Here is a 20,171-nt window from a genome sequence, read left to right on the forward strand (position 1 = left end):
TACGGAGGCGCGAGGGTCAAGGAACGCATCGATGTCCGCCGTTGACTATGGCCGCGAGGCGCTGGACTTCATCGAGGGGCTGGGAGCCTATGACAGGGTTCCGGATGCCATGGATGCGCTCGAGACGGCGTTTGGTCGCTTCGGCTTCGAGACCATTATCGTGACAGGATTGCCGAATCCCGATCAGCGGTTCTCGCAGATGGTGCTCGCCAAGCGCTGGCCCGCGGGCTGGTTCAGTCTCTACACGCAAAACAATTACGATCGCGTCGACCCTGTCGTGCGCCTGTGCCGGCAATCGCTCAACCCGTTCGAGTGGTCGGAAGCGCCGTATGATGCCGAACGCGAGCCGAACGCGGCAGAGGTGATGAACCGCGCCACCGATTTTCGGATGTCGCGCGGCTTTATCGTGCCCATCCACGGGCTCACCGGCTACGAGGCCGCAGTGTCGCTCGGCGGCGTTCATCTCGATCTGAATCCGCGCAGCAAGCCGGCTCTGCATCTGATGGCGATGTACGGTTTCGATCACATTCGCCGACTGCTCGATCCTGCGCCGAGTCGATCGGCGCGTCTGACCCCGCGTGAGCGCGAGGTGATCGCCTGGGCGTCACAGGGCAAGTCCGCGTGGGAGATCGGCGAGATCCTCAACATCACGCAGCGCACCGCAGAGGAACATCTTGCAACCGCTGCGCGCAAGCTCGGCGCTGTCAACCGTACGCATGCGGTTGCACTCGCAATTCGCCACAAGATCATCAATCCCTAAGCCACGTACTGGGAAATTTCCCAATATCGACTCCGCGCCTTTTCGCGGAGGTTACCTCCATTGAGGCTCGATGGGGGTTTTCATGATTCACGCAATTTCCGCGGTCAATCGCCACTTATACGAAGACGTCCTCGAGCAGCATTTCCGGCTGCGCCACGACATATTCGTCGAGGAACGGCACTGGGAGACACTTCGCAGGCCGGACGGTCGCGAGATCGATTCCTATGACAACGAGGACACCGTCTATCTGCTCGCGCTGGAGGGGCGCCGCGTCGTCGGCGGCCACCGGCTTTATCCGACCACCAAGCCCTCGATGATGAGCGAGGTGTTTCCGCATCTGGCGGCGGTGCGCGGTTGGCCCGAGGATCCGCTAGTCTGGGAGTGGTCGCGCTATTTCGTCGTTCGCGATCGCCGCGATGGCGCGCTCAATCTGCAACTGATGGCGGCGGTACAGGAGTTCTGTCTCAATCAGGGAATCGCGCGCGTCAGCGCGATCATGGAGACCTGGTGGCTGCCGCGTTTCCACGAAGCCGGCTTCGTCGTGACACCGCTCGGTCTGCCCGCGCTGGTGGAGAATGCCTGGACCATGGCGGCGACCATCGATATTCGCCAGGAGACAGTCGATGCCCTGCACGACCGCATCGGCGTGGCCTCGGTCGTCCATCAGGACGGACCACGTCTCGATTGCATCGCCCATGCCAACACTTGCGGCCGCACCGCCGCGCAACGAAAGAGCGCCTGAGATGTCGAACATGATGCGAGATAGCCAAATGATGGCGCAAACCAAGGACGAAAATCTCGGTTACATGTCCGACATGGCGCTCGAGCTCGCGCAGATGGCCGAAGATTCGGGGTTGGCGACACTTGCCTACCTGTTCCGGATGGCCGCGCTGGAGGCCTCGACGGCCAATAGCGAACTCAATGTGCCGGACGATTTCTCCCGCCAGGTCACGTCGCACTAGACCCCCCTTAGTCCGACCTCGTCTCAAACCCTCTCTCCGGAAACGGGGGAGGGTTATCGTTTGGGTGCGGCAGGCTGTCCTATCCTTGGATGCTGGGCCGATCAGCTCGCATGCATCGGCATGCAACAAAGTGCATGTCTGACGCGGAATCACTCTTGCCTCGGAACGATACTGCCATTACCCCTTTTTCCGCCTTGTAAAGGCAGGGGGAGCTCTTTCACTGATGGCGACTGTGTTCGAACATCGGCGCGCGTCCGTATGCGCCTGAAAGAGTTTTGATGCTGCTCGTCGTCGAACAGTTCTTGAACGGATTGCAGTTCGGCCTGCTGCTGTTTCTGCTCGCCGCCGGCCTGACGCTGGTGTTCGGGATCATGGATCTCGTCAACCTCGCGCACGGCTCGCTCTACATGATGGGTGCTTATTTCGCCGCGACCTTCGCGGCGTGGACCGGCAGCTTCCTGCTTGGCGCGCTGTTGGCGCTTGGCGCGACGCTGGTGCTTGGCATCGTGCTCGAGATGAGCGCGCTGCGGCATCTCTACGGGCGCGACCATCTCGACCATGTGCTCGCGACCTTCGGCCTCATCCTGTTCTTCAATGAAGCCGTGCGCCTGATCTGGGGCCCCGCGGGCCTCGCGCTGCCGCTGCCGGCCTGGCTCACCGTGCCGGTGCCGATCCTGCCCGGCATTCACTATCCCGCCTATCGACTCGCCATCATCGTCGTGGCGCTGCTGGTGGCGCTGCTGCTCTATCTCGGCGTGATGCGCACCCGCATCGGCATGCTGATCCGCGCCGGCGCCTCCAACCGCGAGATGATCGGTGCGCTCGGCATCAACATTAAGTTGCTCTACACGTTGGTGTTCGGCCTGGGCGCGACGCTCGCCGGCCTTGCCGGCTTGATGCAGGCGCCGATTCTCACCGTGCAGATCGGAATGGGTGAGAACATCCTGATCCTCGCCTTCGTCATCATCGTGATCGGCGGCATCGGCTCGATCCGCGGCGCCTTCCTCGCCGCAATCTTCGTCGGCATGATCGACACGCTCGGCCGCGCCTTCCTGCCGAATCTGCTGCGGCAGGTGCTGAGCGGGGCCGCTGCGTCCACCGCCGCGCCCGCGCTGTCGTCCATGTTGATCTACCTCTTGATGGCGATCGTGCTGGTGGTGCGGCCAGAGGGGCTGTTTCCGGCCAATCGCAGATGAAGAGCTTGCGTCGATGAAGGGTTTGAGCGTGAGCAAGGCCGTCACGGCTCTGATGCTGGCAGGCCTCGTGCTGCTGCCGCTCTATTCGTATCTGTCCAGCAACATCTTCATCCTGACGCTGTTCACGCGCATCGTCATCCTGGCGCTGGCCGCCGCGAGCCTCAACCTCATCATGGGGTTCGGCGGCATGATGAGCTTTGGCCACGCCGCCTATCTCGGTATCGGCGGCTATGCCGTCGGCATGCTGGCGCAGGAAGGCGTGGGCTCCGGCTGGATCCAGTTCCCGGTCGCGCTGGCGGCGTCCGCGATCTATGCCCTGGTCATCGGCGCGCTCTCGCTTCGCACCCGCGGCGTCTATTTCATCATGATCACGCTGGCCTTCGCGCAGATGGCCTATTACGTCGCCTCGGGCCTTGCGCGCTACGGCGGCGATGACGGCCTCACCGTCTACAAGCGCAGCGATTTCTCCGGCCTGATCAACCTGTCGAACCGCACGCAATTCTATTATCTCTGCCTCGCCTGCCTGTTCGGCGTGATCTTCCTGATCTGGCGCATCGTCAATTCGCGCTTCGGCCTCGTCGTGCAGGGCCTGCGCTCCAACGAGCAGCGCATGCAGGCGATCGGCTTCCCGGCAAAGCGCTATCAGCTGGTGTGCTTCGTCATCTCGGGCACCATGTGCGGCCTCGCCGGCGCGCTGCTCGCCAACAACACCGATTTCGTCAGCCCGGCCGTGATGTACTGGACCCGCTCCGGCGATCTCATGGTGATGGTGATCCTGGGCGGCATGGGCACGCTGTTCGGCCCCGTGATGGGCGCGGTGGTCTATCTGCTGCTGGAAGAATTCCTGTCGCAGATCACCGAATATTGGGCGCTGATCATGGGCCCGCTGCTGCTCTTGATCGTGCTGTTCGGCCGCGGCGGCATCATGGGCATGCTCGGGAGGATCGGCCGTGGCTGAACCGCTGCTCCGCGTCGAAAAGCTGGTGCGCCGTTTCGGCGGCATCATTGCGACGGACAACGTCTCGCTCGACGTTGCGAGCGGCGAACTGCACGCCATCATCGGCCCGAATGGCGCCGGCAAGACCACGCTGATCAGCCAGCTCACCGGGCATCTCGCGCCGCATTCCGGCAGCGTCTCGCTTGCGGGCCGCGACATCACTTACTTGCCGGCCTATCGTCGCTGCGCGCTGGGCCTTGCCCGTTCGTTCCAGATTACCTCGCTGCTGCTCGACTTCACCGCAGCCGACAATGTCGCGCTGGCGGCGCAGGCGCATGCCGGCACCTCGTTCCGCTTCTTCGCCAACGCCCGCAAGGAGAAGGGCCTGCGCGATGCCGCGCATGCCGCGCTCGACCGTGTTGGCCTCGCCCATCGCGCCGATATCGTGGTGTCCAAGCTCAGCCATGGCGAGCGGCGCCAGATCGAGCTTGCGGTTGCGCTCGCGAGCAAGCCGAAATTGCTGCTGCTCGACGAGCCCATGGCCGGTCTCGGCGTCACCGAGTCCCAGGATATGGTCAAGCTGCTCCAGGAGCTGCGCAAGGAGGTCTCGATCGTGCTGGTCGAGCACGACATGCCGGCAGTGTTCGCGCTCGCCGACCGCATCTCGGTGCTGGTCTATGGGCGCGTCATCGCCTCCGGCATCCCCGACGCGATCCGTGCCAACGAAGACGTCAAGCGCGCCTATCTCGGCGACCAGCATGTGGTGACGCATCATGGCTGACACGCTGCTCGACGTCGACGGCATCGAGACCTGCTACGGCCTCAGTCAGGTACTGTTCGGCCTGTCGCTGTCGATCAAGCCGGGCGAAATGGTCTCGCTGATGGGCCGCAACGGCATGGGCAAGACCACTACGATCCGCTCGATCATGGGCCTGACGCCGGCGCGAGCGGGCGCGATCCGCTTTGCGGGCACTGACGTGCGGACGCAGCCGTCCTATCGGATCGCGAAGCTTGGCGTCGGGCTGGTCCCCGAGGGACGCCAGATCTTCCCGAACCTTACCGTCCGCGAAAATCTGGTCGCGGCCGCTGCCGATCGCTTTGGCAGCGCCAATCCCTGGACGCTCGCCGCAATCTACGTGCTGTTCCCGCGCCTGGCCGAGCGTGCCACCAACATGGGCAACCAGCTCTCTGGCGGTGAGCAGCAGATGCTGGCCATCGGCCGTGCGCTGATGACCAACCCGAGGCTCCTGATCCTGGATGAAGCGACCGAGGGCCTCGCGCCGCTGATCCGTGACGAGATCTGGAATTGCCTGTCGATGCTGAAGAGCCGGGGCCAGTCGATTCTGGTCGTCGACAAGAACGTCGACCATCTCGCCCGCATCTGCGACCGCCACTACATCATCGAGCGCGGCAAGACGGTGTGGTCCGGCACGTCGGACCAACTGATGGCCGAGCCGGATTTGCAGCACAAATATTTGGGGATTTAGCCCCACTCTCTCCACGTCCTTGCGAGCGTAGCGAAGCAATCCAGAGCCCTTCTGCGGAAAGATTCTGGATTGCTTCGCTACGCTCGCAATGACGGAGGAGAGAGCTGCAGGCTCTCACCAATAGATCCCGTGCCGATGCAATTCGCGGATCACGCGCGCCTCGGTGGACGGCTCGCGGTGCTTCGGCTTGGCCGTTTCGGCGATCGGCCGCGACGTCATGGCGGCCGGCGCCGTCGCGGTTTGTGCCGGTGTGGCCGCTGGAGTTGACGCGGGCGTGGTGGTCGCCGTCTGCACATTCGCCGGCGGAGTCGCCGTCGCAGCCTGTGCGGCCTGCGGCGGAGCGGTCGTTGCCGGCTGCTCAGTCGTCTGGCTCGCATTGGTTGCCGCGAGGCTCAGGCTACGCGAGCCGCCGGCATAGGCCTGGCTCGCCAACAGCGACAATGTCGCGATCAGGATCAGCTTGCGCATCGAAACCCCCTTCATTTGGTCAATCCCTCTGACCTGATTGTCCGTCAGCGGGCAAGACGGTGCGTGCCGATCTCGATCAGCGTGGCCCGGCAGGACAGGCGATAGATCAGACTGAACAATTGACCCAACATGACCGAACTCCATTGTTGATCACGGGACGAGACGATAACCCCCGAACTTTTCGGGCGATTTTCGTCGTGCCGGGAAAAAGGCTTCGTCGGGGCCGGGAGTGATGTCGTCGGAACAGACGCGATGAAGTCGCCTCACAGGGGCGTGAGGCTGGCCTCCCGTCAGAACATCTCGAAATATTCGCGATGCTCCCAATCGGTTACTTCCGCCAGGAAGCGGTCGATCTCGGCGTTCTTGATGTGGGTGTAATAGTCGACGAATTCCGCGCCGAGCTTTTCGCGGAAGAACGGATCGTCCTTCAGTGCGGAGACTGCATCGCGCAACGACTTCGGCAAGAGCGGCGCCTTGGTCTCGTAGGGCGTGTCGGCCGACGGGCCGGGGTCGAGCCTGCGGTCCACACCGTCGAGGCCCGCCAGGACCTGCGCGGACATATAGAGATAGGGATTGGCGGCTGGCTCGCCGACGCGGTTTTCCAACCGCGTGGCGGCGTCATCAGGGCCGCCGAGCACGCGGATCATCACGCCTCTGTTGTCGCGGCCCCAGATCGCGCGGTCAGGCGCCAGCGAATAGGAGCGATATCGCTTGTAACCGTTGATCGTCGGCGTCGTGAACACGGTGGCGGCGCGGGCGTGATCGAGCAGGCCGGCGAGATAGCAGCGGCCGAACTCGCTGAGCGGCTCACCGGCTTCCCTGGGCATGAACAGGTTCTCGCCGCTCGCGCGCGAGACGATCGATTGATGCAGGTGCCAGCCGCTGGCGAACAGGTTCGGCAGCTTCGGCCGGCACATGAAGGTGGCGTGATAACCGTGGCGACGCGCGATCTGCTTCACGGCAGAACGAAACAGCACCATGTTGTCGGCGGGCTCGAGCCCCTTCTTCGGCGCGAAGGTGAACTCGCACTGGCTCGGCCCGAACTCGACCTCGACGGAGCGCAAGGGCAGCCCGAGTGCCACGATGTCGCGCCGCAGGATCTCCAGCACCGGCTCCATCTGATCGAAGCGCTGCTCGGTGAGGTATTGATAGCCGTGAGAGAGCAAGCTCACCGAGGGCGGCGTGCCGGGCTGGCCGGCATCCTCGGCGCGCATATGCGGATCGTCGAGCTTGAAGATGTGGAATTCCACCTCGAGGCCCGCGACGAAATCGTGCCCGCGGCCAGCGAGCTCGTCGAGCACCTTGCGATAGAGCCCGCGCGTCGCGAACGGGACCGGACGGCCGTCGCCAAAATGGAGATCACACAGCACCCAGCCGGTGGCCGGCGCCCATGGCAGCACGCGGAACGTGGTGGGATCGGCGACCATCAGCACGTCGGCCGCGCCCTCCATCTCCTTCATGCCGAAGCCGCCGCCTGAGGTGAACACCGGAAACACCGTGCGGTGCGAGGTGTCCTTGGCGAGCATCGTCGTGGTGATGGAGCAGCCGCTCTCCAGCGAGGCGATCGCCTCGGAAGCGATAATGGTCTTACCGCGCAAGATGCCGTGCTGGTCCGGGAAGGCGAGGCGGACGACTTCGAGGTTCCTCTCCTCCACGAGCCGGCGCATCCGCGCCGCCGCGTCCTTCTGCTCATCCGACCACAACGCATGACGCGCGACGAAAGTCACTTTGCTGCTCCCTGCTACTCCGTCATTCCGGGGCTCGCGAAGCGAGAAACCGGAATCTCGGGATTCCGGGTCTGGTCCTTCGGACCATCCCGGAATGACCGTGCTTTAAATCACTCCGCCGCCGTCAGCCGGTGCACGTTATCCGCAATATCCTTCGGCACCGGCGCGGTCCACGGCGCGCCGCGGCGGCGCTTGACGTCGACTTCCATCCAATAGGTCTCCCAGCCGCGGGTCGGCCCGATGCCGTCCATCGTGGCCGGCCCTTGAATGCTGCGCGCATTGGCCTCGTCCAGGAACAGCATCGGCTTCTCGCCGCCCGCGACTTTCTCGATCTCCTGCCGCAGCAGGCGGCGATATTGCACGATCGCCTTGTCGCTCGAACCGAGATGCTCCTTGGTGCGGTCCTGGATCGCGCCCATCGATTCCACCGCCCACTGGTCGTGGACGTTGATGTCGTTGCCCATGCCGGTATAGGTCGCGGTCTGCTGCTCGTGCGGATCGAAGCCGTAGTCGTTGCTGCGGTTCTTGCGCGAGATGTAGTCGGGCAGCTCGTAGAGCTCGAGCCGCTGGTCGCGCATCTTCTGCTTGTCGACCGGGTTCGCGTAGCTGGTGAAGATCGCGTACCAATAGCAGTTCTCGTCATCGACAGGCACATGCCACTGCGTGATCGTCATCTCCGTGCTCATGGGAATGACGAAAGCGTGCGGGAACAGCTGATTGGTGACGCGCACATGGGTGCGCTCCTCGTCGATCTCGCGCAGTGCGATCAGCCGCAGGCCGTATTCGGTGTGCTCGACATTGATGATCGGGCGATCGTATTCGCGCAGGATCTTCGTCATCGGCAGGTCGCTGCCGGCGGAGGCGCCACGGAACTGCTTGCCGTAGGCGGTAGATGTGTCCTCATCCTCGAAGAAGCGATGCAGATAGGAGGCGTGCGCGGGATCGATGCCGACCTCGAGCGCCTGCAGCCAGTTGCAGGCCATGTGGCCCTTGAACGCGAAGGTGTGCGTGCCGGGCGCGACGAAGCAGTCGAGCTCCGGAAATGCCGGCGGCTCGCCTTCGCCGAGGTAAGCCCACAGAATGCCGCTCTTCTCCACCACGGGATAAGAGCGCTGGCGGATGTTCTGGCAGAGCTTCGAATCCTTCGGCTCGGCCGGCGTCTCGATGCACTGGCCTGATGCGTCGAACAGCCAGCCATGGAAGGCGCAGCGCAGGCCGCCATGCTCGAGTCGTCCGAAGGCGAGATCGGCGCCGCGATGAGCGCAATGGCGGTCGATCAGGCCGTAGCGCCCGGTCTCGTCGCGAAACAGCACCAGGTTTTCGCCGAGCAGTTTGAGGGGGCGGATCGGCCGCTCGCCTTCGAGCTCATCGACCAGCGCCGCCGGTTGCCAGTAGCTCCGCATCAACTTGCCGCACGGATCCTTCGGCCCGGTGCGGGTGATCAGGTTGTTCTGCTCCTGGCTCATCATGGCGGGCGCATCCTTTTTGCGGGAGGGCGTTATGTTCGCCTATTGAACGAATGTGCGAATTATGACATGCCTTGGAAAGGCAGCAAGCACTATTTTGTAGGATTGACCCGTCGCCATGCCCAAGCTGAAGCGCAGCGAGACTGACGAACGCGCGACGGATTTCGTCGAGGCGCTCGATCGCGGCCTGCGCCTCTTGCAATGCTTCGGTACCAACGCCGGCCCGATGACGCTGAGCGATCTCGCTCGCGCCGCCGAGCTGCCGCGTGCCACTGCGCGGCGCATGCTGTTCACGCTCCAGCGCGGCGGCTACGTCAGCGGCGATGGAAAGCTGTTCTCGCTGACGCCGCATGTGCTGACGCTGGCGGCGTCCTATCTCCGCTCCAACCAATTGGTCACGGTGTTGCAACCGGTGCTGGATCGCGTCGCGACCACGGCGAACGAAATCTCCTCGCTCGCGGTGCTCGACGGTGACGACGTCGTGTTCATCGCTCGCAGCAGTCCGGCACGGATGTTCTCCGGCGGATTGGAGATCGGCTACCGGTTGCCGGCGTTCTGCACCTCGGTTGGCCGCGCGATGCTTGGCCAGCTTGGCGATACCGAACTGCTTGCGCGCCTGAAAACGATGAAGCGCGAGACGCTGACGCCGCAGACGGTGACCGACCCGAAGGCGCTGCTCGCGCGTATCGTCGCTGACCGCGCGCAAAACTATTCGCTGGTCGATCGCGAGGCCGAGCCGCATTTCCGCTCGATCTCGGTGCCCGTGCGCCGTTACGACGATGTGATCGTCGCCGCCATCAACATGGGCGCCCATGTCGACCGCGTCCCGGCGCAGGAATTGATCGACCGCTTCCTGCCGTTGCTGCGCGAGGGGGCGGAGTCGGTGCGGTCGCTGTTGTTATGACTACCGCGCCTCCGCCTCCCGCTCCATGTCGCGGCCCGACATATCCTCGCCCTGCATGTTGGCGTAATCGCGCGCCATCTCGCGCATCAGGAATTTGGCCGGCACGTCGTGATAGGTGCCGCGGTCGTTGACATATTGCATGTAGGCGCGGCCCTCGCCGTCGAACGGATGCAGCAGTGCGTCGGTGTGACCGTCGAAGTCGAGCGGGGCCACGCCGACCTTCGCGCAGAGGGTGTCGTTGAAGGTCGGCGTCGCCTTGCGCCAGGCGCCGTCGACATGCACTTCCGTAAAGCCGTGCCAGGTGAAGATGTCGGTGCCCATGCTCGCGCGCAGCTTTTCAGTCGTGAGATGGTTCTTCACGTCGGCAAAGCCGACGCGGGAAGGAATGCCGTGGACGCGGCAGGCGGCGGCATAGAGCGCGGCCTTGCCGACGCAATAGCCTTGCCCGGCGGCGAGCACGCTCGAGGCGCGAAACGTCTCGGCGATGCGCATGCTGACGTAGGGGTTATAACGGATACCGTCGCGTACCGCCTTGTAGAGCACGCTCGCCTTCTCGCGGGCGCTCGCATCTGAGCGCACGGCGCTTTCCGCGAACTGCTGCACGGCGGGATGATCGCTGTCGATGTACTCACCGGGATCGGTGTAGAGCCGGCGGATGGTGTCGGGGAGAATGTCGGTCATGGCGGGAGCTTAGCAGCCGGCTTTGATCCGGCTCATTCATTCGTTGCAGCCCGCCCATGCTCGCTGCTCGACGCCAATGCCGCTTGCGTCGAGCCGCTATCGCTTTTGCAGGCGGCGATGCTGCGCTAGGCTCTTGGAACCGGGAAGGGGGACGCGGCGTGCTGAAATGGTGTGCCCATTGCCAGCAGTTCATCGGCGGAGTGATCGACCTCGTCGAAGCCAGGATGCGGCTGGCCTGGTCGCAGCCGGCGCGGCCGGGCGGTGGCGGCTGCTATGTCCTGATGAACGCGCCGGGCAACAGCCACGTCCTCGGCATCCGCATTCTCGGCCTTTGGCTGCAAAACCTGGGATGGCGAACGCATTACGTTGACGAACTGACGGTTGTCGATGTGCTGTCCGAGCCTTCGCTCGCGGGCAAGCCTGCGACGCTGCTGGTTTCGATCGCGTTGCCCGAGCAGTGCGATGCCGTCGCGGGGCTCGTCGAACGCGTGCAGGCGCTGCCGCCGCCTCATCGGCCGAACATCGTACTTGGTGGCCACGCGGTGAAGACCGGCCGGGTGCTGCCGATTCCTGGCGTCACGCTCGCACCTGACATCAGCGCGCTGGGGCTCGATTGAATCTTATTGACGATTGCGCATCCAGTCGGCGAGGCCCGATATCGCCTTGTCGAGGTCCTGACGCGCAGCGGGGTCAGCGATCGTCTCCTCCATTGCGCCGCGCATGCAGAGCAGCCAGGTGTCGCGCTCGGCGTCCCCAATGGCAAAGCCGATATGCCGCTGTCGCAGCCGCGGATGGCCCTTCTCGGGCGTGTAGAGCTTTGGGCCGCCGGTCCATTCCGTCAGATAGCGCTTCAGCACGTCCCTGATCAGGCCGAGGTCGTCCGCATGCATCGCGCGGATGATTTTCGCCTCCGGCAGCGTGTCCATGCGGTCGTAGAAACGGTCGACAAGGGCATCGATCGTGGCGCTGCCGCCGATACGGTCGAACATGGAGATGGTGACGTCCGTGATGGTCATCGTGAGTCCGGATGCTGGCTGTTGGGATGGGATATAGTGACATCGTCGCGTACCCACAAACTCCACTGTCGTCCCGGCGAAGGCCGGGACCCACACGCCGCAGCAGTCGTTGTTGTGCGCGCTGGTCATTGCCTGTCGTCGCCACACTTCTGCTGCGGCGTATGGGTCCCGGATCGGCGCTTCGCTTGTCCGGGACGACGACGGAGGGGTGAATGCAGCGAGGTCTAAACGTTCTACAGCGCCACACTGCGCAGCCCGAAGCTGCGCGCTTCGTTCTGCAACACCGGCCGCACCGCATCGATCAGCCTTGCGGCCGCGGCATCGACGCTCAATCCCGCCGTATCCACCACCGCCGTCGCGCGCGCATACAGCGGCTCGCGGCTGAGCAGGATGTTGCGCAGCTCGGCCATGGCGGAGCGGTCGTCAGCCATCGGCCGCAGATCGCCCTGGCGGCGAACGCGGGCCATGTGCTCTTCGGGCTCGGCCTTCAGCCAGATCGTGTAGAACGACGTCAGGATCTGGTCGAAGGTCAAGGGCTCCGACACGATGCCGCCGCCGGTTGCCAGCACCATCAGCTCGTTGCGCGCGAGCAGCTGCTGCAGCGCGGCCTGCTCCATGCGGCGAAAACCCTCTTGGCCGTACAGCGCGATGATCTCGGCGACCGACAGGCCGTTCTGCTGCTCGACCTCCTTGTTGAGCTCTACGAAGCTCCAGCCGATCTTCTTCGCCAGCATCCGACCGAGCGTCGATTTGCCCGCGCCGCGCAGGCCAATCAGCGCGATGCCGCAGAATGACGCGCGTCGTGGCGCAGTTGCGCTGCCGCCGGCGAGCAGGTCTTTGGCTTGCGCGATCTGCGCCGGCGTCGCCTTGCGCAGGAGATCACGAAACATCTGCCAGTCCGGGGTCGGATCGGCTGAGGGCAACAGGTCTTCCAGATGCGCGCCCATCGCATCTGAGACGCGGCGCAACAGCACGATCGAGACATTGCCCTTGCCGCTTTCGAGTTGCGCGATGTAGCGCTCCGAAATTCCTGATACCTTGGCGAGCACTTTGCGCGACATGCCGCGCAGCGCGCGCATGGTGCGCACGCGCTGGCCGAGTTGTTCGAGAAAGTGGGATTCGGCGTCGGGACTGTCGGTCATGAGGGCTCTTTACAGGAGGTCCTGCGGCGCGCTTTAATGAAACATAGTGCCTGCTGGCATTGACAGCAAGCCGTCACAATGTCTTTCTATGAATTATAATTCTAAATTCGGGGGAGACGACCGTGAGCGAGGGATCCTATAACGCGGTGACCTGGCTGCTCGACCGTAACGTCGGGGCGGGCAGGGGAGGCAAGCTTGCCTTCGACGACACTGTCTCGCGGCTCACCTATGGCGAGCTCCAGCAACAGACGCGTCGCGCCGCAAACATGCTGCGCCGGCTCGGCGTCCGCCGCGAAGAGCGCGTGGCGATGATCATGCTCGATACGGTCGATTTCCCGATCGTGTTCCTGGGCGCGATCCGCGCAGGCATCGTGCCGGTGCCGCTCAACACGCTGCTGACCGCGGATCAATATGCCTACATCCTCGCCGATTGCCGCGCGCGCGTGCTGTTCGTCTCCGAAGCGCTCTACCCTGTCATCAAGGACGTCGTCGGCCGCATGCCCGACCTTGAGCATGTCGTCGTCTCCGGCGCCAAGCAGAACGGTCACAAGCAGCTCGCGGAAGAGATCGCAGGCGAGAGCGATCAGTTCACCACCGCTGCGACGCATCCGGACGAGCCCGCATTCTGGCTCTATTCGTCCGGCTCAACCGGCATGCCCAAGGGCGTGCGTCATATCCATTCGAATTTGCAGGCGACCGCGGACACCTATGCGAGCCAAGTGCTTGGCATCCACGAGAGCGACGTGTGCCTGTCCGCGGCAAAACTGTTCTTCGCCTATGGCCTCGGCAATGCGATGACCTTCCCGATGTCGGTCGGCGCCAGCGTCATCCTCAACAGCGAGCGTCCGACGCCGGCGCGCATGTTCGACCTGATGAACCGCTACAATCCCTCGATCTTCTACGGTGTGCCGACGCTGTTCGCGGCGATGCTCAACGACGAGGCGATGAAGAACGAGCGCTGCGGCAAGTCCTTGCGCATCTGCACCTCGGCCGGCGAGGCGCTGCCGGAATCGGTCGGCAATAGCTGGAAGTCGCGCTTCGGCGTCGACATCCTCGACGGCGTCGGCTCGACCGAGCTGTTGCACATCTTCCTGTCGAACGCGCCCGGCGACATCAAATACGGTTCTTCCGGCAAGCCCGTGCCGGGATATGCGGTGCGGCTCGTCAACGAGGCCGGCCAGGACGTCGCCGACGGCGAGGTCGGCGAACTCCTGGTCGATGCGCCCTCCGCCGGCGAAGGCTATTGGAATCAGCGTCACAAGAGTCGGCGCACGTTTGAAGGCCCTTGGACCCGCACCGGCGACAAATATGTCCGCGACAGCGAGGGACGCTACACTTTCTGCGGCCGCGCCGATGACATGTTCAAGGTGTCGGGCATCTGGGTCTCGCCGTTCGAGGTCGAGAGCGCGCTGATCACGCATCCCGCGGTGCTGGAAGCGGCCGTCGTTCCCGAAGCCGATCCGGAAGGCTTGTTGAAGCCAAGAGCCTTCGTCGTGCTGCGTCCGGGCGCCAGGACGACGGGCCTGCAGGAGATGCTGAAGGAGCACGTCAAGCAGAAGATCGGCCCGTGGAAATATCCACGCTGGATCGACGTGGTGGACTCGCTGCCGAAGACGGCGACGGGGAAGATTCAGCGGTTCAAATTGCGCGAGGGCGCGAACTAGCCAGGGCTGTCATGGCCGGGCAAAAGCGCGAAGAGCGCCTTGTGCAAAAGTGTCCCGGCCATCTACGTGCCACCGCGATTGAGGAAAGACGTGGATGCCCGGGTCATGCCTGTCATGCCCGGGCATGACGATCGAGAGAGAAGAGCAAGAGCATGACCAGCCTCGCCCCCGCCGGCTTCCTCAGCATCGGCAATGCCAGCCTCGAGTATAAATGGCTGGCGCCACGATCCGCCGACGCGCCAACCATCGTCATGCTGCACGAAGGCCTCGGCTCCGTCGGCCTCTGGAACGATTTCCCGGAAAAACTTCATCAGGCAACCGGCGCCGGCATCTTCGCCTATTCGCGCGCGGGCTATGGCCAGTCGTCTCAGGTCGCGCTGCCGCGGCCGCTCGACTACATGCAGCGTGAGGCGCTGGACGTGCTGCCGAAGGTGCTGGATGCGATCCCCTTCAAGCGCGGCCTCCTGCTCGGCCATTCCGACGGCGGCTCGATCGCGGCGATCTATGCCGGTTCACATCAGGATCATCGCCTGCAAGGGATCGCGCTGATCGCGCCGCATTTCGTCGTCGAGGACGTCTCGGTGAAATCCATCGCGGCGATCAAAACCACCTATGAGACCACCGATCTCAAGGTGAAGCTCGCGCGCTGGCACAAGGATGTCGACAACGCCTTCTACGGCTGGAATGGCGCCTGGCTCGACCCGAAATTCCGTGACTGGGACATCTCGGAATATCTGGCCTATATCCGCGTTCCTGTTCTGATCGTGCAAGGACGCGACGATCAATATGGGACACTGCGGCAGGTCGAAATCGCGCAGGAAGAGTGCTATTGTCCGGTAGATTTAAAAATTATTTCAGACGCGGGCCATTCCCCGCATCGTGAAGCGCCAGGGGTGACGCTTGACGCGATTGAGCAATTTGCAAGAGCGACCCTGCGCGACGATCAGGGACTTCGGGGGCACGCTGCATGACCGTGCGGGGGCACATCTGTGAATGTGCCTTCACATGCGAGCGGCCCTCTGCCGTGGCCGCGATGGGCCTATGTGCCGGGCGAGCCCGGCGCCAATGATGCGGATTACGAGACGCTTGATTTGGCCAAGGCGCAGGTACCCCCGGCCTTCCGCGGCTACGTCCCGGCGCGCCATCCGGCGCTGCGCTATGGGCTCGCGCTGAACGATCGCGGTTATTTCTGGGAATCCCAGGAAGTGTTGGAAGCCCTCTGGGCCGCGGCCCCGCAAGGCGGCCGCGAGCGCGTCCTGCTTCGGGCCTGCATCCATGTCGCCAACGCCAATTTACGGCTGCGCATGCAAAAGGCGCATTCGGCCGCACGCTTGTTCGGCGATGCGCTCACCGAGCTGCGGGCGCTCAGCGCACGCAAGGTCGCCGCTGCTGGCGACGGATTTGTCGAGAGCTTTCCGGTGCCGGCGCTGACGGCCTTGCTCCAGGCCAAGCTCGGCCGGAGCCAGCTCACCAAGGCCGACTGGATCGCGCTCGGCGCTATCGTGCGGTCCCAGGCGCCTTCATGAAGCAAAGTGCATATGTTTGCCGATGAGGGCTAGACGCGGCCATAAATATGCACTATTGTGCATCTAACATCAGAACCAAGACGAGCTCAAGGGTGGCCCATGGCCGGCGAAGATCGGCGCCTCGCAGGCGGCGCGACATTCATCGATTTCCAGACCGAACCGTCCCGCTACAAGCATTGGAAGCTTGCGGTCGACGGTGACGTGGCGACGCTGACCATGGACGTCGACGAGAACGGTGGCCTGTTCGAGGGCTATCTGCTCAAGCTCAATTCCTACGATCTCGGCGTCGACATCGAGCTCGCGGACGCCGTGCAGCGGCTGCGCTTCGAGCATCCCGAGGTGAAGGTCGTGGTGATGCGTTCGGCCAAGAACCGCGTGTTCTGCGCCGGCGCCAATATCCGCATGCTCGCGGGCTCGACCCATGCCCACAAGGTGAACTTCTGCAAATTCACCAACGAGACCCGCAACGGCATGGAAGACTCGTCCGAGAATTCCGGGCAGCGCTTCATCACCGTGGTGAACGGCTCGGCTGCCGGCGGCGGCTATGAGCTGGCGCTCGCGACCGACCACATCATCCTCGCCGACGACGGCGCCTCTGCCGTCGCGCTGCCTGAAGTGCCGTTGCTTGCGGTGCTGCCGGGCACCGGTGGGCTCACCCGCGTCGTCGACAAGCGCAAGGTGCGCCGCGACCACGCCGATTTCTTCTGCACCATCGAGGAGGGCGTGAAGGGCAAACGCGCCGTGCAGTGGCGCCTGGTCGACGAGATTGTGCCGAACTCGAAGCTCGAAGCCAAGATCGTCGAGCGTGCCAAGGAGTTTGCAGGCAAATCGAAGCGCGCGGGCATCGGCAAGGGCATTGCGCTCACGCCGCTCAAGCGTGTCATTCACGAGACCAGCATCCGCTACGGCTTTGTCACCGTCGATATCGATCGCGCCGCGCGCATCGCCACCATCTCGATCAAGGCGCCGGAAACGGCACCGCCCGCTGACATCGACGGTATGATGGCGCAGGGCGCTTCGTTCTGGCCGCTGCAAGTGGCGCGCGAACTCGACGATGCCATCCTGCATCTGCGCATCAATGAACTCGAGACTGCGATGCTCGTGTTCAAGAGCCATGGTGACCGCGCCCATGTGCTCGCATCCGACGCCTTCCTCGAGGCCAACAAGGCGCATTGGCTGGTCAACGAGATCAGGCATTATTGGAAGCGCGTGCTCAAGCGCATCGATGTCACCTCGCGTACGCTGGTGACGCTGGTCGAGCCCGGCTCGTGCTTTGCCGGCACGCTCGCCGAGCTCGTCTTCGCCGCCGACCGCTCCTACATGCTGATCGGCACGCGCCAGGGCGACAATCAGCCGCCGCCTTCGATCGAGCTGTCGGCGATGAATTTCGGTCCCTATCCGATGAGCCACGGCCTGACACGGCTGGAATCGCGCTTCCAGGCCGATCCAGCGGATGTGGAGCGCGCCGAAGCCACGCTCGGCACGAGCCTCGACGCCGAGCAGGCCGAAGAGCTCGGCCTCGTCACCTTCGCGCTCGACGACATCGATTGGGACGACGAGGTTCGCGTGTTCATGGAGGAGCGCGCCAGCTTCTCGCCCGACAGCCTCACCGGCATGGAAGCGAGCCTGCGCTTCGCCGGCCCCGAAACCATGGAATCAAAGATCTTCGCGCGCCTCACCGCTTGGCAGAACTGGATCTTCCAGCGCCCGAACGCGGTCGGCGAGGAGGGCGCACTGCGCCGCTATGGCAGCGGCCAGAAGCCGAAATTCGATATGACCCGAGTTTAGGGAGAAGCGGCCATGAACATGAACATCATGAACGTCGACTACTCGACCAAGATTCCGAACAACGTCAATCTCGCCGAAGACCGCCAGGTGCTGAAGGCGCTGGAGGGTTGGCATCCCGGCTACATGGATTGGTGGAGCGACATGGGCCCCGAGGGCTTCCAGGAATCGCTGGTGTATTTGCGCACCGCCTATTCCGTCGATCCGCGCGGCTGGGCCAAGTTCGACTATGTCCGCATGCCCGAATATCGCTGGGGCATTCTGCTTGCGCCGCAGGAAGAGAACCGCGTCGTTCCGTTCGGCGAGCATTTTGGCGAGCCGGCATGGCAGGAAGTCCCGGGCGAATACCGCGCCATGCTGCGCCGCCTGATCGTGATCCAGGGCGACACCGAGCCTGCTTCCGTCGAGCAGCAGCGCCATCTCGGCAAGACCGCGCCCTCGCTCTACGACATGCGCAACCTGTTCCAGGTCAATGTCGAGGAAGGCCGTCATCTCTGGGCGATGGTCTATCTGCTGCAGAAATATTTCGGCCGCGACGGCCGCGAGGAAGCCGACGATTTGCTCCGTCGCCGCTCCGGCGATGCCGATGCGCCGCGCATGCTGGGCGCGTTCAACGAGGCGACGCCGGACTGGCTGTCCTTCTTCATGTTCACCTATTTCACCGACCGCGACGGCAAGATGCAGCTGCACTCGCTGGCGCAGTCGGGCTTCGATCCGCTGTCGCGCACCTGCCGCTTCATGCTCACGGAAGAAGCGCACCACATGTTCGTCGGCGAGACCGGCATCACCCGCGTCGTGCAGCGGACCTGCGATGCGATGCGCGAGGCCGGCATCACCGATCCCACCGACATCGCCAGGGTCCGGGCGCTCGGCGTGATCGACCTGCCGACCATCCAGAAGAAGCTGAACCTGCACTACACGCTGTCGCTGGATCTGTTCGGCTCGGAAGTCTCGACCAACGCGGCCAACGCCTTCAACACCGGCATCAAGGGCCGCTATCACGAGACCCAGATCGACGACGATCACCAGCTCAAGAACTCGACCTATCCGGTGCTCAAGCTGATCAACGGCGAGATCAAGCTGGTCGACGAGCCGGCGCTGACCGCGCTCAACATGCGTCTGCGGGACGATTACAGCCAGGATTGCGTCAAGGGCATGCTGCGCTGGAACAAGGTGATCTCGACAGCCGGCTACGATTTCAAGCTGACGCTGCCCAACGTCGCCTTCCACCGCCACATCGGCGAGTTCAAGGACGTGCACGCGACGCCCGACGGCATTTTGATCGACGATGCCACCTGGGCCAAGCGCAGGGACGATTGGCTGCCCTCGAAGAGCGACGGCGACTTCATCACCTCCTTGATGCAGCCCGTCACCGAGCAAGGCAAATACGCCTCCTGGATCTCGCCGCCGAAGGTCGGCATCGACAACAAGCCGGGCGATTTCGAGTACGTGAAGATCGAGTCGTAAGGTTCTTCTTCACCTCTCCCCGCTTGCGGGGAGAGGTCGGATTGCATCGCAGATGCAATCCGGGTGAGGGGGTACCGGTGCGGCGACAATGTCAAGCGTTGAGAGAAGCCCCTCACCCCAACCCTCTCCCCGCAAGAGCGGGGCGAGGGAGCGCACCGTTCGCGTCCCTTACCCCGCGATTTCCAGCCCGGCGTTCGCATACACCACGCCGCCGTCGACCGCGATGGTGTTGCCGACCACGTAGTCGCCCGCGCGCGAGGCGAGATAGATCGCAATGCCCGCCATGTCCTCGTCGGTGCCGATGCGCCGCGACGGAATGCGTTTTGCAACCTCGTCGGAATGGTCGCGCGCGGCGCGGTTCATGTCGGACTTGAACGCACCCGGCGCGATCGCGGTGACGTTGATGTTGTCCTTGATCAGCTTGGTCGCCATCCGCCGCGTCAGATGGATCACGGCAGCCTTGCTGGCGGCGTAGGAATAGGTTTCGCCCGGATTGACGAAGATGCCGTCGACCGAGGCGATGTTGATCACCTTCGCCGGGCGCTGGTGCGAAGCCGCCGCGCGCAACGGCTTTGCCAGCGCCTTGGTCAGGAAGAACAGCGACTTGACGTTGAGGTCCATCACCTTGTCCCAGCCGCTCTCGGGGAATTCGTCGAACTCCGCGCCCCAGGCCGCGCCCGCATTGTTGACGAGGATGTCGAGCTTCGGCTCCAGCTTGATGATCTCGTCGGCGAGCTTGTTGCAGCCTTCGACGGTCGAGATGTCGATCGGGAGCGCGATGCATTCGCCTTCATATTGCGCCGAGAGCTCCTTCGCGGTGGCTTCGCAGGGGCCCGCCTTGCGCGCGGTGATGTAGACCTTCGCCGCACCCGCGTCGAGGAAGCCGGCCGCGATCATCCTGCCGATGCCGCGGGAGCCGCCGGTCACGAGTGCGATGCGGCCTTTGAGCGAGAACAGATCGTTGAACATGGTGCCTCCCTTGA

Annotated in this window: 21 protein-coding genes; 14 read left to right on the forward strand and 7 right to left on the reverse strand. The window is 63.8% G+C overall.

Annotated features, from left to right (window positions below):
- Window positions 1-31: 31 nt before the first annotated feature.
- From Q0687_RS34010 to Q0687_RS34040, 7 genes are all read left to right on the forward strand, one after another.
- Complete coding sequence (locus tag Q0687_RS34010) at window positions 32-760, forward strand: LuxR family transcriptional regulator (RefSeq protein ID WP_298886795.1); 729 nt, start codon at window positions 32-34, stop codon at window positions 758-760.
- An 82-nt stretch (window positions 761-842) separates the two neighbouring features.
- Window positions 843-1,502, forward strand: a complete 660-nt coding sequence (locus tag Q0687_RS34015) for an acyl-homoserine-lactone synthase (protein ID WP_298886798.1) — start codon at window positions 843-845, stop codon at window positions 1,500-1,502.
- Between the two features lies 1 nt (window position 1,503).
- Complete coding sequence (locus Q0687_RS34020) at window positions 1,504-1,722, forward strand: hypothetical protein (RefSeq protein ID WP_298886801.1); 219 nt, start codon at window positions 1,504-1,506, stop codon at window positions 1,720-1,722.
- 278 nt (window positions 1,723-2,000) lie between these two features.
- The gene (locus Q0687_RS34025) at window positions 2,001-2,918 is read left to right on the forward strand and encodes a branched-chain amino acid ABC transporter permease (protein ID WP_298886804.1); all 918 of its coding nucleotides are present in this window, start codon (window positions 2,001-2,003) and stop codon (window positions 2,916-2,918) included.
- A gap of 13 nt (window positions 2,919-2,931) precedes the next feature.
- Window positions 2,932-3,876: a branched-chain amino acid ABC transporter permease gene (locus tag Q0687_RS34030; RefSeq protein ID WP_298886807.1), complete on the forward strand. Its 945-nt coding sequence runs from the start codon at window positions 2,932-2,934 to the stop codon at window positions 3,874-3,876.
- Window positions 3,869-4,636, forward strand: coding sequence for an ABC transporter ATP-binding protein (locus tag Q0687_RS34035; RefSeq protein WP_298886810.1), 768 nt, complete (start codon window positions 3,869-3,871; stop codon window positions 4,634-4,636). Before Q0687_RS34030 ends, Q0687_RS34035 begins: the two co-directional genes overlap by 8 nt.
- On the forward strand, window positions 4,629-5,342 hold the full coding sequence (locus Q0687_RS34040) for an ABC transporter ATP-binding protein (RefSeq protein WP_298886813.1): 714 nt from the start codon (window positions 4,629-4,631) through the stop codon (window positions 5,340-5,342). The genes Q0687_RS34035 and Q0687_RS34040 overlap by 8 nt, the downstream gene beginning before the upstream one ends.
- A 114-nt stretch (window positions 5,343-5,456) precedes the next feature.
- Here Q0687_RS34040 and Q0687_RS34045 read toward each other — a convergent pair whose 3' ends face one another.
- From Q0687_RS34045 to Q0687_RS34055, 3 genes are all read right to left on the reverse strand, one after another.
- Window positions 5,457-5,810, reverse strand: coding sequence for a hypothetical protein (locus Q0687_RS34045; RefSeq protein WP_298886989.1), 354 nt, complete (start codon window positions 5,808-5,810; stop codon window positions 5,457-5,459).
- 290 nt (window positions 5,811-6,100) lie between these two features.
- Entirely contained in the window at window positions 6,101-7,537 is a 1,437-nt protein-coding gene (locus Q0687_RS34050) for a glutamine synthetase family protein (RefSeq protein ID WP_298886815.1), read from the reverse strand.
- Between the two features lie 110 nt (window positions 7,538-7,647).
- Entirely contained in the window at window positions 7,648-9,006 is a 1,359-nt protein-coding gene (locus Q0687_RS34055; RefSeq protein ID WP_298886818.1) for an aromatic ring-hydroxylating dioxygenase subunit alpha, read from the reverse strand.
- A 115-nt stretch (window positions 9,007-9,121) separates the two neighbouring features.
- On the opposite strand from Q0687_RS34055, the gene Q0687_RS34060 reads away from it, so the two are divergent.
- A complete protein-coding gene (locus Q0687_RS34060) occupies window positions 9,122-9,907 on the forward strand; it encodes an IclR family transcriptional regulator C-terminal domain-containing protein (protein ID WP_298886821.1) in 786 nt (261 codons plus the stop codon).
- Here the strand turns inward: Q0687_RS34060 and Q0687_RS34065 are convergent, their stop codons facing one another.
- Window positions 9,908-10,588 (reverse strand): transglutaminase family protein, encoded by a 681-nt coding sequence (locus Q0687_RS34065; protein WP_298886824.1) that lies wholly within the window; start codon window positions 10,586-10,588, stop codon window positions 9,908-9,910.
- A gap of 158 nt (window positions 10,589-10,746) precedes the next feature.
- Here Q0687_RS34065 and Q0687_RS34070 point away from each other — a divergent pair, with 158 nt between their 5' ends.
- Window positions 10,747-11,205, forward strand: a complete 459-nt coding sequence (locus tag Q0687_RS34070; RefSeq protein WP_298886827.1) for a hypothetical protein — start codon at window positions 10,747-10,749, stop codon at window positions 11,203-11,205.
- A gap of 3 nt (window positions 11,206-11,208) precedes the next feature.
- Here Q0687_RS34070 and Q0687_RS34075 read toward each other — a convergent pair whose 3' ends face one another.
- Window positions 11,209-11,604 carry a group II truncated hemoglobin gene (locus Q0687_RS34075; protein WP_298886829.1) on the reverse strand — a complete coding sequence of 132 codons (396 nt, stop codon included), beginning with the start codon at window positions 11,602-11,604 and terminating at the stop codon, window positions 11,209-11,211.
- Between the two features lie 233 nt (window positions 11,605-11,837).
- Window positions 11,838-12,746, reverse strand: a complete 909-nt coding sequence (locus tag Q0687_RS34080) for a helix-turn-helix transcriptional regulator (protein ID WP_298886832.1) — start codon at window positions 12,744-12,746, stop codon at window positions 11,838-11,840.
- 122 nt (window positions 12,747-12,868) lie between these two features.
- On the opposite strand from Q0687_RS34080, the gene Q0687_RS34085 reads away from it, so the two are divergent.
- The 5 genes from Q0687_RS34085 (at window position 12,869) to boxB (ending at window position 19,188) form a co-directional block, all read left to right on the forward strand.
- Entirely contained in the window at window positions 12,869-14,410 is a 1,542-nt protein-coding gene (locus Q0687_RS34085; RefSeq protein WP_298886835.1) for a benzoate-CoA ligase family protein, read from the forward strand.
- Window positions 14,411-14,562: 152 nt separating this feature from the next.
- The gene (locus Q0687_RS34090; RefSeq protein ID WP_298886837.1) at window positions 14,563-15,381 is read left to right on the forward strand and encodes an alpha/beta hydrolase; all 819 of its coding nucleotides are present in this window, start codon (window positions 14,563-14,565) and stop codon (window positions 15,379-15,381) included.
- An 18-nt stretch (window positions 15,382-15,399) separates the two neighbouring features.
- Window positions 15,400-15,936: a DUF309 domain-containing protein gene (locus Q0687_RS34095; RefSeq protein ID WP_298886840.1), complete on the forward strand. Its 537-nt coding sequence runs from the start codon at window positions 15,400-15,402 to the stop codon at window positions 15,934-15,936.
- A 99-nt stretch (window positions 15,937-16,035) separates the two neighbouring features.
- Complete coding sequence (gene boxC, locus Q0687_RS34100; protein WP_298886843.1) at window positions 16,036-17,724, forward strand: 2,3-epoxybenzoyl-CoA dihydrolase; 1,689 nt, start codon at window positions 16,036-16,038, stop codon at window positions 17,722-17,724.
- Window positions 17,725-17,736: 12 nt separating this feature from the next.
- Complete coding sequence (gene boxB, locus Q0687_RS34105) at window positions 17,737-19,188, forward strand: benzoyl-CoA 2,3-epoxidase subunit BoxB (RefSeq protein ID WP_298886846.1); 1,452 nt, start codon at window positions 17,737-17,739, stop codon at window positions 19,186-19,188.
- Window positions 19,189-19,356: 168 nt separating this feature from the next.
- Here boxB and Q0687_RS34110 read toward each other — a convergent pair whose 3' ends face one another.
- The gene (locus Q0687_RS34110) at window positions 19,357-20,157 is read right to left on the reverse strand and encodes an SDR family oxidoreductase (protein ID WP_298886849.1); all 801 of its coding nucleotides are present in this window, start codon (window positions 20,155-20,157) and stop codon (window positions 19,357-19,359) included.
- Window positions 20,158-20,171: the final 14 nt, after the last annotated feature.

The organism is uncultured Bradyrhizobium sp., from assembly GCF_936928535.1.
Lineage (GTDB): Bacteria > Pseudomonadota > Alphaproteobacteria > Rhizobiales > Xanthobacteraceae > Bradyrhizobium.

What these genes read in the sequence shown, in the direction of transcription:
- Q0687_RS34010 (WP_298886795.1), top strand. Translation starts at nt 32, where the DNA reads ATGTCCGCCGTTGACTATGGCCGCGAGGCGCTGGACTTCATCGAGGGG.
- Q0687_RS34015 (WP_298886798.1), top strand. Translation starts at nt 843, where the DNA reads ATGATTCACGCAATTTCCGCGGTCAATCGCCACTTATACGAAGACGTC.
- Q0687_RS34020 (WP_298886801.1), top strand. Translation starts at nt 1,504, where the DNA reads ATGTCGAACATGATGCGAGATAGCCAAATGATGGCGCAAACCAAGGAC.
- Q0687_RS34025 (WP_298886804.1), top strand. Translation starts at nt 2,001, where the DNA reads ATGCTGCTCGTCGTCGAACAGTTCTTGAACGGATTGCAGTTCGGCCTG.
- Q0687_RS34030 (WP_298886807.1), top strand. Translation starts at nt 2,932, where the DNA reads ATGAAGGGTTTGAGCGTGAGCAAGGCCGTCACGGCTCTGATGCTGGCA.
- Q0687_RS34040 (WP_298886813.1), top strand. Translation starts at nt 4,629, where the DNA reads ATGGCTGACACGCTGCTCGACGTCGACGGCATCGAGACCTGCTACGGC.
- Q0687_RS34045 (WP_298886989.1), bottom strand. Translation starts at nt 5,810, where the DNA reads ATGCGCAAGCTGATCCTGATCGCGACATTGTCGCTGTTGGCGAGCCAG.
- Q0687_RS34055 (WP_298886818.1), bottom strand. Translation starts at nt 9,006, where the DNA reads ATGATGAGCCAGGAGCAGAACAACCTGATCACCCGCACCGGGCCGAAG.
- Q0687_RS34060 (WP_298886821.1), top strand. Translation starts at nt 9,122, where the DNA reads ATGCCCAAGCTGAAGCGCAGCGAGACTGACGAACGCGCGACGGATTTC.
- Q0687_RS34065 (WP_298886824.1), bottom strand. Translation starts at nt 10,588, where the DNA reads ATGACCGACATTCTCCCCGACACCATCCGCCGGCTCTACACCGATCCC.
- Q0687_RS34075 (WP_298886829.1), bottom strand. Translation starts at nt 11,604, where the DNA reads ATGACCATCACGGACGTCACCATCTCCATGTTCGACCGTATCGGCGGC.
- Q0687_RS34080 (WP_298886832.1), bottom strand. Translation starts at nt 12,746, where the DNA reads ATGACCGACAGTCCCGACGCCGAATCCCACTTTCTCGAACAACTCGGC.
- Q0687_RS34090 (WP_298886837.1), top strand. Translation starts at nt 14,563, where the DNA reads ATGACCAGCCTCGCCCCCGCCGGCTTCCTCAGCATCGGCAATGCCAGC.
- boxC (WP_298886843.1), top strand. Translation starts at nt 16,036, where the DNA reads ATGGCCGGCGAAGATCGGCGCCTCGCAGGCGGCGCGACATTCATCGAT.
- boxB (WP_298886846.1), top strand. Translation starts at nt 17,737, where the DNA reads ATGAACATGAACATCATGAACGTCGACTACTCGACCAAGATTCCGAAC.
- Q0687_RS34110 (WP_298886849.1), bottom strand. Translation starts at nt 20,157, where the DNA reads ATGTTCAACGATCTGTTCTCGCTCAAAGGCCGCATCGCACTCGTGACC.